This window comes from Acidovorax sp. KPB24-03 (assembly GCF_057546605.1).
This window is the reverse complement of sequence record NZ_BAAJYR010000726.1, coordinates 1-1,102: the sequence shown is the minus strand read 5'-3', so window position 1 is coordinate 1,102 and position 1,102 is coordinate 1. Positions and strand designations below refer to the sequence as shown.

Genomic DNA, 1,102 nt, shown 5'->3' with positions numbered 1-1,102 from the left:
GCTGGGCACCGGCGGCGCCGCTGGCTGCGGAGGCCGGGCCGCGCGCGCCTTGCAGCTGCACGGTGGCACCGTCCTTCAAACGGTCGCCGCCTTCGGTCACCACGCGCTCGCCGGCCTTCAGGCCCTCGGTGACGGCCATCAGCCCCACCGTCGCCTGGCCACGCTTGACCTTGCGCAGCGACACCGTGCGGTCTTCGTTGATGACATAGACGAAGTCGCCATTGGCGCCCGTGCGCACCGCCGTCACCGGCACCACCACGGCCGGCACCTCGCGCAGCAGGAGCTGCACGTTCACGAACTGGTTGGGAAACAGCGCACCGTTGGCGTTCTCGAACCGGGCCTTGGCCTTGACCGTGCCCGTGGTGGTGTCCACCAGATTGTCCAGCGTGGAAAACTGCCCCTTGCCCACTTCGGTGGTGCGGGTGCGGTCGAACGCCGTCACGGCCAGCGGCTGCGCGCCCTGCTGCGACGCCTGCACGTCGGTCACGCGGTCCTGGGGCACCGAGAACTGCACATCGATCGGCGTCATCTGCGTGATGGTGGCGATGCCCGTGGCCTCGCCGGCACTCACGTAGTTGCCGGCGTCCACCGTGCGCAGGCCGATGCGGCCCGTGGCGGGCGAGGTGACGCGGGTGTAGTCGAGGTTCAGGCGCGCGGTCTTCTCCTGGGCGAGGTCGGTCATCACCGTGCCCTGCAGCTGCTTGACCAGCGCGGCCTGCGTGTCCACATCCTGGCGCGCGATCGAGTCCTGCGACAGCAGCGTGCGGTAGCGCTCCAGGGTGATGCGGGCATTGTCGAGCTGCGCCTCATCGCGCTGGCGCGTGCCCTGCGCCTGCATCAGGGCCTGCTCGTAGGGGCGCGGGTCGATCTGCGCCAGCACCTGGCCCTTCTTGACCATCTGCCCTTCGGTGAACAGCACCTGGGTGAGCACGCCCGACACCTGCGGGCGCAGGGTGACCGTGGTGACCGGCGTGACCGTCCCTAGCGCGTCGATGACCACCGGCAGCGACGCCTGCCGTGCCGTGGCCTCGCCCACCGTGACCATGGCCCGCCCGCCACCGCCGAAACCGGGCCCGCCCGGCCCCCCGGGACCACCCGGGGC

General features: G+C 71.1%; 1 protein-coding gene. It reads right to left on the bottom strand.

The window, feature by feature from the left end:
• A partial coding sequence (locus AC27KI_RS25540; protein ID WP_487116602.1) for an efflux RND transporter periplasmic adaptor subunit occupies positions 1 to 1,102 on the bottom strand: 1,102 nt, incomplete at both ends.